We start from the raw sequence: 7,833 nt of genomic DNA, 5'->3' as shown, positions 1-7,833 counted from the left end.
ACCTGGTGGAGGCGGGGTACGCCGACACGCTGCTGGTGTCCAACCCGGGTGGCGACTCCGAGCGCAGGGCCCGCCGGCTGTGCACCGGCGCGGATCGCCCCGACGGGGCCGAGGTGGTGTGCTTCGCCCCCGAGCCACGGACGACGTGGGGGGAGGCCCACGCGGTCGCCGCGATCGCGCGGGCCCGGAGCTGGGAGCGCATTCTCGTCGTCACCAATCGTCCGCACACACTGCGGGCCGGTCGGTGGATGCGCGCCGCCACCGGAATGGAGGTGCGGATGACGCCGATCGAGCGCATCGACTGGCCCATGCTCCCGGTGCACCTGGTCTGGGAGATCGCGGGGTTCGCCAAGGGCCGGGTCAACGGTCACTGGTAGCGGCGACTGGTAGCGGCGACTGGTAGCGGTGACTGGTGGCGGCCGTTGTTGGCGGCCGTAGATGGCGCCAGTGCGCGGACCGGGTCGCGGGTCAGGCGGGTCGCGCTCGCATGGCGGACGGCGCGGCGATGGGTGCGCGGGTGGTGAGCATCGGAGCCCCCAGCCCCTCGTGGGCCCTCGAGATCCGGCCGAAGACGGCGGTGCGGTCCATGGGGCGGTGCGGCAGGTCGAGAGCCCGACGCACGTCGGAGGGGACGAGACTAGCGGCGGCGTGGACCACCGTGATGCACGAGCGGTGGGCCGTGACTGACGTTCCGACGAGCCCCTTGCACGCGCGAGCCGTCTCGCGGAGCCGGGTCGCGGCCCGCTGACCCGCGGAGGTCGCACGGGCGCGGTCCCGGGAGGAACGGAGCAGCTGCTCGAGTTCGCGGACGGTCGTGGGCGAGACGCGGCAGCCGTGCAGGTGCCCGATGCCGGCCGTCTGGCTGACGTATCGGTCGGACTCGGCCGGGGTGAGCGGCCGCGCCGCGAAGCGCTGGTACGCGGCGAGGAGTGCCCACGTGATGGCGGCGTGCGCCCACTCCATGAGCTCCGGATCCGAACCGTAGTAGTACCGGCCGTGCTCGGTGGTGCCGGAGAAGGTGGAGCGGTCGCGGTGTGAGTTCTCGATCGTCACCATGGCGTCGTCGACCGTGCCGAACGTGGTGATCTCGATGAGGTCGTGCAGGTAGCCGTCCGCGGACCAGGGGTTCTCGACCGCGTCAGCGGCGGTGAGCGCGGCCGCGAAGGCGGGGTTGGCGGCCAGCATGAGCAGTCCGGTGGTCACGCCGATCGGGGTGGCCGCGTCGCCGTGGACACGCCAGATCGGGTCGCCCGGGTGGAACCAGCGGGGCCCCGGGATGTCGAGGATCGAGCACACGGGGGTGTCCGCCGCACCGCGTGGATCAAGTGGTGACATGGGCACGCCCTGGGGTAGTTGCGCCGTGCGTGACGGCCGGTTGAGTCCTGACGACGACTGTAACTCCCGTCCCGCCCGTCGGCCGGTATTCCCTGGGGGCGGGCTGAGAAAATCCCGTGAACGTACGACGGGGACACGGCCTCTAGGCTGGCAGTGCACACCCGAGAGCCCCGAACCGCACCAGGAGACGACACGTGAGCCCTTCCCCCCTTCCCGCCCCCCGCACCGGCCCCGTCGTGCCCGACCGCTTCGCGGGCAGGACCGCTCTCGTCACCGGCGCCAGCCGTGGGATCGGTCTGGGGATCGCGCGGCGACTGCTGTCCGAGGGTGCGTCCGTGGTGATCACCGCCCGCGGGCAGGAGGGCCTCGACGAGGCGGTCGCCGAACTGGGTGCGCCGGACCGGGTGCTCGCGGTGGCGGGGAAGTCCGACGACGAGGATCACCAGCGCGAGGTGGTGGCCCGGGCCGAGGAGGCGTTCGGGCCGGTGGACCTGCTGGTCAACAACACCGGCATCAATCCCGTCTTCGGTCGGACGGTCGACGTGGACCTGGCGGCCGCCCGCAAGATCACCGAGGTCAACGCACTGGGCACCCTGGCGTGGACGCAGAAGGTCTATCACTCGGGTCTCGGTGAGCGCGGCGGGGCGGTGGTCAACGTGGCCTCGATCGCGGGACTGGCACCCTCGCCGGGCATCGGGTGGTACGGCGCCACCAAGGCACTGGTCATGCGCCTGACGCAGGAACTCGCGGTGGAGGTCGGCCCCGCCGTCCGCGTCAACGCGGTGGCGCCGGGGGTGGTCAAGACACGATTCGCCGAGGCCCTCTACTCCGGCCGCGAGGAGCAGATGTCCGCGGCACTGCCGGCGGGCCGGTTGGGGGTGCCGGACGACATCGCCGGCCCGGTGTCGTTCCTGCTCTCCGACGACGCCCACTGGATCACCGGGCAGACGCTCGTCGTGGACGGCGGGGCGCACATCGTCGGCGCGGGACTGCAGGGCTGACATGTCCTCCATCCAGGAGTTCTGCGCCTCGACCGGCCGCTCGCTCGAGGCGAGCCCCCCGATGGCGGTGGCCGCGCAACCGCTGACGTGGGTGGACAACCCGCCGTGGCAGCGGATCGAGTCGCCGGAGCCGTCGGCGGTGATCTACGTGGACCCGGGGGCCCACCGCGACGGCTTCTCGCCCAACGCCGTGGCCACCTGCGCCCGCGTGGCGCCCGCGATGTCCACCGACGACGCGGTGACCATGATCGTCGCCACCGCGGAGGTCCTGTCCGACTGGACGGTGCTGGAGGAGGTCGCGGGCGAGGGGGACGAGGACGCCGGCGCCGTACGCAGCATCTACCGCTACCTCCGCGGCACCTACACGGCCGAGCCCGGCGAGATGGCCACCTCGAGCCTGATCGTGGGATGGAGCGACGACGAGGCGACCTATGTCTTCCAGTTCGTCGTGACCGGGTGGCGCGAGGACGCGGCCCTGCACGACTCGGCGATGGACTGCCTGCTGATCGGGGAGTGGACGGCAGGCCAGATCGTCGGCGCCATGAGGGGTTGACGCACTCGGGCGGCCGCGGCGTGTCCCGCTAGGGTGGGCGGGATCGAAGTCAGTTGACCAGGAAGGCGGGACCGCCGGTGCAGCTACGCGAGCTGAGTGTGACGGGGGCGTGGGAGATCACCCCCCGCCGGATCTCGGACGACCGCGGGGTCTTCCACGAGGCGTTCACCGACCCGACCTTCCGCCGCCTGACCGGGCACCGTTTCGACCTCGCACAGGTCAACGTGTCGGTCTCGGGGGAGGGGGTCCTGCGCGGCCTGCACTACGCCGACGTGCCGCCCGGGCAGGCCAAGTACGTGATGTGCCCGTCCGGGACGGTGTTCGACGTCGTGGTGGACGTGCGGGTGGGGTCGCCCACGTTTGGTGAGTGGTCCGGGGTGGTCCTCGATTCGAGCGACCAGCGGTCGATCTACGTCCCCGAGGGCGTGGCGCACGGATTCCTCTCGCTGGAGCCGCAGTCCACGGTCATGTACCTGTGCTCGGAGGGGTGGCGACCGGGTGCCGAGCACGCGGTGGACGCGTTCGACTCCCACATCGCGATCGACTGGCCCTCCGTCGCGCTCGACGGCACCCCGGTCACGCACGTGATGAGCCAGAAGGACCGCGACGCCCCGAGTCTGCTCGACGTCGCGGCCGCGGGGCGCCTGCCGCGATGGGAGGACTGCGAGGCTCACGTGGAGCGTCTGCGCGAGGCCACCGCGCGGGTGGACGAGGAGTGGCGCCCGAACGCGGACTGACATACCCTAGGGGGTATCGAACGACGCCCTGTCGGGTCGAGAACCCCATGAAGGAGGACGCCATGTGTTATCCTGTCGCCTGTTCCGTCTGCGGCAAGACCACCTGGGACGGCTGTGGGCAGCACGTCGACCAGGTCAAGGCGGCCGTGCCCGCCGAGAAGTGGTGTGGAGGCGAGCACCCGGTCCCGGCTCGATAACCCCCGGCCCGGTAGTCCCGGCCCGGTAGTCCCGGCGAGGTGGCCCCGGGGCGCCGCGGTCCCGACCTCCATCGGGGGCGTCGGTCCCCACTCCCGCGCCACGGACCCGTCCGGCGGGGTAGAACCGGGGGACACGCACTCCCGTCCCTCCCGGAGGCCCCAGTGAGCACCCCGTACGTCCTCGTCGAGCGCAGCGGTCCGATCGCGCGCGTGACCCTCGACCGGCCCGAGCGCCGCAACCCCCTGTCGTTGCGGATGATGCGCGAGGCCACCGCCGCCATCCGCGACCTCGGTGACGACCCGTCGTGCGGCGTGGTGGTGGTGACGGGGTCGGGCCCGGCGCTGTCCGCCGGGCACGAGATCGGTGAGATGATCGACCGCACCCTCGACGAGGAGCGTGAGGTCTTCGACACCTGCGTCGAGCTCATGGAGTCGATCCAGGCCATCCGCCAGCCCGTGATCGCGGAGGTGCAGGGCCACGCCATCGCCGCCGGGTGTCAGCTCGTGGCGACCTGCGACCTCGCCGTGGCCGTCGACACCGCGAGGTTCGGCACCCCGGGCGTGAGGATCGGCCTGTTCTGCTCGACCCCCATGGTGGCGGTCTCGCGGAACATCGGCCGCAAGCGCGCACTCCAGATGCTCCTGACCGGTGAGACGATCGACGCCGCCACCGCGGTCGAGTGGGGCCTGGTCAACGAGGCGGTCCCCGCCGACCGGCTCCGGGCCCGTGTCGACGAGCTGGCCACCCGGATCGCCGACGCCAGCCCGTTGACCCTGCAGATCGGCAAGCAGGCCTTCTACCGGCAGATCGACCTCCCGCAGGGCGAGGCGTACCGCGAGATGGCCGAGACCATGGCCACCAACGCGGTCACGTGCGACGCGCAGGAGGGCATGACCGCGTTCCTGGACAAGCGCGCCCCGCAGTGGCGCGGCGAGTGACGCCCGCCCGGGAGTTCCGGGCGGTGACCTGCCGGGCGTCGTCGTGGGGGCCTCCCACTAGGATCTGCGCCATGGCGATCTCGGTGATGACGGTCTGTACCGGCAACATGTGTCGGTCACCGCTGGCCGAGCGGCTGCTCTCCGTGCGAGCCGCGCACGCGGGTGTCGACGTGGTCGCGGATTCCGCGGGGACGAGGGCGGTCAACGGTGTGGCGATCCACCCCGAGACCCGCCGGGTACTCGGGGCCCACGGCGGCGACGCCGAGGGTTTCGCCTCCCGTCTGCTCACGCCGCGACTCCTGCAGGGTCACGATCTGGTCCTCACCGCGACACGGGCCCACCGTGACGCCGTGCAGGAGATGGCCCCGCTGATGTGGAAGAAGACCTACACGCTGCTGGAGGCGGCCCACCTCGCCGACGCCGACCGGGCGCTGACCCTCGCGGGGCTGGCGCGGGCCCGACTCGGCGTGGACACCGACGACCCGGCGTGGGACATCGAGGACCCGATCGGCCGCGAGCCCGAGGTCTTCGACCGGACCGGGGCGCAGATCAGCCACGCGGTCGACTCGATCGTCGATCTCCTGGCCCGCTAGGGGTCCAGGGGTTTACGCCCGTCGAGATCCCGTAGGAAATCAGGGTCGTCGTCCGGTGCGATCACGCGCGGCGGGGCCGGCCGTGAACCGGGCCCGAAGGCCCGCCACAGCAGGATTGCCACGGTCACCACACCGATGAGTGCGAACAGCCAGATCACTCGAACCTCCTTCACACCACGATACGTATCCTGGTGTTCATGAGCGAGCGAGACGAGTCGGCAATCCCGGCACAGGTGACCACCGGAACCAGGCCCGGCGCACGGCTGGCCCGCAACATGATGTTCTACACCGTGTTGAGACTGCTGATGGTCGTGGCGTTGACCCTGGTCATCATAGGGATCGGCCGCCTCGCCGGGGTGGACGTCCCGGTGCTCGTCGCGGCGATACTCTCGGTGGTGGTCGCGCTACCGTTGTCCATGATCCTGTTCACCCGCCTGCGCGCGGAGATCAACTCCGACATCTCGGCGGTCGACGCCGACCGGCGGGCCAAGCGCGAGGACCTGCGTCGTCGGATGGACGAGGCCTGACCTAGCTGGTCGGTGCGGGCCAGGGCAACGCCGGGAGCTGCTCCGACCCGAACGAACCCCTCCACCCGAACGGCGGCAGGACCGAGTTCTGGGCTGCCGGGGGTTCGGACTCGACGGTTCCGGGCGCGGTCGGCACCTCTGTCGGCGCCGGTTCCGTGGATCCGGTGGTGGGTTGGCTGACCTGTCCCCCGGTCGTGGTGGTCTCGACCTCGCCCGGGGTGGAGGGCTCCGTGCCTCCGGGAGAGGTGGGCGGGCTGGTCGGTGAGGTGGTCGGCGGCGTCGTGCCCTCCGGTGGGGTCACCGGCGTGCCCGGTGTCGTCTCCTCGGTGGTGCCGTCGCCCGGACCGTTCTCCGTCGGCTCGTCCGGGTCCCCGTCGGGCTCGTCGGCGTCGAACCACGGATCCTGCACACCGACGTCCGTCCGCGGTTGGGCCGGAGTCCACTGGGTGGTCGGGGTGCCCGCCGCGGGCTGGCGGGGAGGAGCGTAGGTCCCCGTCTCGTCGTCGGCGACGTACAGCGCACCCGGGGCGGGCTGCACCCCGATGTAATAGCGGCTGAGGCAGTGGTCGGTGACGCTCTGGCTACCGTCCGTGAAGACGGTCATCCCGGGGGTGCCGCCGTCGGCCTCGGTCGCGCACCGCGCGATGAAGCGACCCGGTTGGGTCTCACGCTCGGTCGGTTCGGCCGCGGAGGTCAGTTCGGTGGCAGAGGCGGACCCCGGGGCTTCAGACAGGACCTGCGGATCCGGCTGTGCGCACGACGCCGCCACCAGCGCGATCGCGCCGGCGGACAGGAGCACCCGAATTTGCATAACGATAGTGTCTCAGTTCCGTCAAAGGATGGCTACCGGTCGACGCTGTGGAACACGTCATGCCGGGGGTCAGATGCCGGCCGCCCGCGTGCGGACCGCGCCGAGTGAGGCCACGGCGGCGGCGAGGACGGCGGCCCCGAGCCCACCGACTCCCACCGTGATCAGATCGGTCACCGGTGGCGCGATGTTACCGGCGATCCCGGGGCCCACCATGGCGACCGCGCCGAGCCTGCCGAACGCCGCACCCAGGACCACCCCGAGTGCCGAGGCGCTCGCCGCCACCAGTGCGGTCTCCGCGACGAGCATCAGCCACACGCCGGTCCGGGTGACGCCCACGCCGCGGAGCAACCCGATCTCGCGCGTCCGCTCCCGGACCGCGAGCGTGAGCGTGTTGACCACTCCCACCAGTGCGAGCGCCACCGCCACCGCCAGCAGGAGCGAACTGGACGTGAGCACGGTCCGGACGGAGCCCGCGATCTGGTCGCGGGAGGCGAACGTCTCGGTGACCGCCAGCGACGGGTCGGCGTCCACCACCGCCGACCTCACCCCGTCGAGCGCCGCCTCGAGGGATTCGCCCTCGAGGTCGTCGTCCATCCGCAGCCACTGCTCGGTGCGCGGGACGAACTGCTGCGGGATCTCCTGACCCTCCGGCCAGGGGGATCCGTCCGGCAGGTGCGCCACGGGCCAGTCGGGGACACTGCCCGGGGCGGCGAGGGCCCACTGGTCGGACGAGCGGCGCACGACGAGGTCCCGTCCGTCGTCGTCGGTGAAGAAGCGGAACCGGACGGTGTCGCCGTCACGGGCGTCCGCGGCGACGGGGGAGGACTCGGGCAGCACGATCTCGCCCGGGCCGGGAAGGGTGACCTCGCGGCGCATCACCTGTGCCACCCGTGACGGATCGGCCACGCGCAGGACCGTGCGCCTACCGTCGTCGTCGCGGGCGTACATGTCGACGACGACGAGGGAGTCCGCCACCCCGTCCAGTCCCGCCAGCTGCTCGGGCAGCCCGCCGGGCAACATCCCGTCGGGTGCGGTGACGGCAACGTCCAGCGGGACGCGGTCGACCAGTCGCGACTCGATGGCGGGCCCCAGCAGGGCGATCCCGGTGACCATGGTCGAGGTGAGGGTCACGCCCACCAG

General features: G+C 71.8%; 12 protein-coding genes. 8 read left to right on the top strand and 4 right to left on the bottom strand.

Annotated features, from left to right (window positions below; genetic code table 11):
- Positions 1–377: ElyC/SanA/YdcF family protein (locus G6028_RS06075; RefSeq protein WP_182658335.1), on the top strand; the 377-nt coding region annotated here is incomplete at its 5' end.
- Between the two features lie 91 nt (positions 378–468).
- Here G6028_RS06075 and G6028_RS06070 read toward each other — a convergent pair.
- A complete protein-coding gene (locus tag G6028_RS06070; protein ID WP_194306866.1) occupies positions 469–1,335 on the bottom strand; it encodes an oxygenase MpaB family protein in 867 nt (288 codons plus the stop codon).
- 194 nt (positions 1,336–1,529) lie between these two features.
- On the opposite strand from G6028_RS06070, the gene G6028_RS06065 reads away from it, so the two are divergent.
- The 6 genes from G6028_RS06065 to G6028_RS06045 all read left to right on the top strand — a co-directional run bounded on the left by G6028_RS06065 (position 1,530) and on the right by G6028_RS06045 (position 5,355).
- Positions 1,530–2,336 (top strand): SDR family oxidoreductase, encoded by an 807-nt coding sequence (locus G6028_RS06065; RefSeq protein ID WP_182617353.1) that lies wholly within the window; start codon positions 1,530–1,532, stop codon positions 2,334–2,336.
- Between the two features lies 1 nt (position 2,337).
- Positions 2,338–2,889: an LpqN/LpqT family lipoprotein gene (locus tag G6028_RS06060; protein ID WP_182639288.1), complete on the top strand. Its 552-nt coding sequence runs from the start codon at positions 2,338–2,340 to the stop codon at positions 2,887–2,889.
- A 53-nt stretch (positions 2,890–2,942) separates the two neighbouring features.
- Complete coding sequence (gene rfbC / locus G6028_RS06055) at positions 2,943–3,626, top strand: dTDP-4-dehydrorhamnose 3,5-epimerase (RefSeq protein WP_187700963.1); 684 nt, start codon at positions 2,943–2,945, stop codon at positions 3,624–3,626.
- Between the two features lie 62 nt (positions 3,627–3,688).
- Positions 3,689–3,823 (top strand): hypothetical protein, encoded by a 135-nt coding sequence (locus G6028_RS17895; protein WP_259845221.1) that lies wholly within the window; start codon positions 3,689–3,691, stop codon positions 3,821–3,823.
- Positions 3,824–3,985: 162 nt separating this feature from the next.
- A complete protein-coding gene (locus tag G6028_RS06050; RefSeq protein ID WP_179523209.1) occupies positions 3,986–4,762 on the top strand; it encodes an enoyl-CoA hydratase in 777 nt (258 codons plus the stop codon).
- Positions 4,763–4,833: 71 nt separating this feature from the next.
- Positions 4,834–5,355, top strand: coding sequence for an arsenate reductase/protein-tyrosine-phosphatase family protein (locus G6028_RS06045; protein WP_182658334.1), 522 nt, complete (start codon positions 4,834–4,836; stop codon positions 5,353–5,355).
- Here the strand turns inward: G6028_RS06045 and G6028_RS06040 are convergent.
- Positions 5,352–5,513: a hypothetical protein gene (locus tag G6028_RS06040; RefSeq protein WP_017837921.1), complete on the bottom strand. Its 162-nt coding sequence runs from the start codon at positions 5,511–5,513 to the stop codon at positions 5,352–5,354. The genes G6028_RS06045 and G6028_RS06040 overlap by 4 nt on opposite strands.
- Before the next feature lie 39 nt (positions 5,514–5,552).
- Between G6028_RS06040 and G6028_RS06035 the strand changes: the two genes are divergently transcribed.
- A complete protein-coding gene (locus G6028_RS06035; protein ID WP_179523207.1) occupies positions 5,553–5,882 on the top strand; it encodes a DUF4229 domain-containing protein in 330 nt (109 codons plus the stop codon).
- A gap of 1 nt (position 5,883) precedes the next feature.
- Here the strand turns inward: G6028_RS06035 and G6028_RS06030 are convergent, their stop codons facing one another.
- A complete protein-coding gene (locus tag G6028_RS06030) occupies positions 5,884–6,693 on the bottom strand; it encodes a hypothetical protein (protein ID WP_182639291.1) in 810 nt (269 codons plus the stop codon).
- A 69-nt stretch (positions 6,694–6,762) separates the two neighbouring features.
- Positions 6,763–7,833 (bottom strand): ABC transporter permease (locus G6028_RS06025; RefSeq protein ID WP_182658333.1); only part of this gene is annotated, 1,071 nt, incomplete at its 5' end.

The organism is Dietzia cercidiphylli (assembly GCF_014145145.1).
In the GTDB taxonomy this organism is placed as follows: domain Bacteria; phylum Actinomycetota; class Actinomycetes; order Mycobacteriales; family Mycobacteriaceae; genus Dietzia; species Dietzia natronolimnaea.
Note: the sequence above shows the minus strand (reverse complement) of the source record. Positions and strands in the feature narration are given on the sequence as shown.

Excerpts from the sequence above, each read along its gene's own strand:
- G6028_RS17895 (WP_259845221.1), top strand. The coding sequence starts at position 3,689 with ATGTGTTATCCTGTCGCCTGTTCCGTCTGCGGCAAGACCACCTGGGAC.
- G6028_RS06045 (WP_182658334.1), top strand. The coding sequence starts at position 4,834 with ATGGCGATCTCGGTGATGACGGTCTGTACCGGCAACATGTGTCGGTCA.
- G6028_RS06060 (WP_182639288.1), top strand. The coding sequence starts at position 2,338 with ATGTCCTCCATCCAGGAGTTCTGCGCCTCGACCGGCCGCTCGCTCGAG.
- G6028_RS06070 (WP_194306866.1), bottom strand. The coding sequence starts at position 1,335 with ATGTCACCACTTGATCCACGCGGTGCGGCGGACACCCCCGTGTGCTCG.
- G6028_RS06030 (WP_182639291.1), bottom strand. The coding sequence starts at position 6,693 with ATGCAAATTCGGGTGCTCCTGTCCGCCGGCGCGATCGCGCTGGTGGCG.
- G6028_RS06035 (WP_179523207.1), top strand. The coding sequence starts at position 5,553 with ATGAGCGAGCGAGACGAGTCGGCAATCCCGGCACAGGTGACCACCGGA.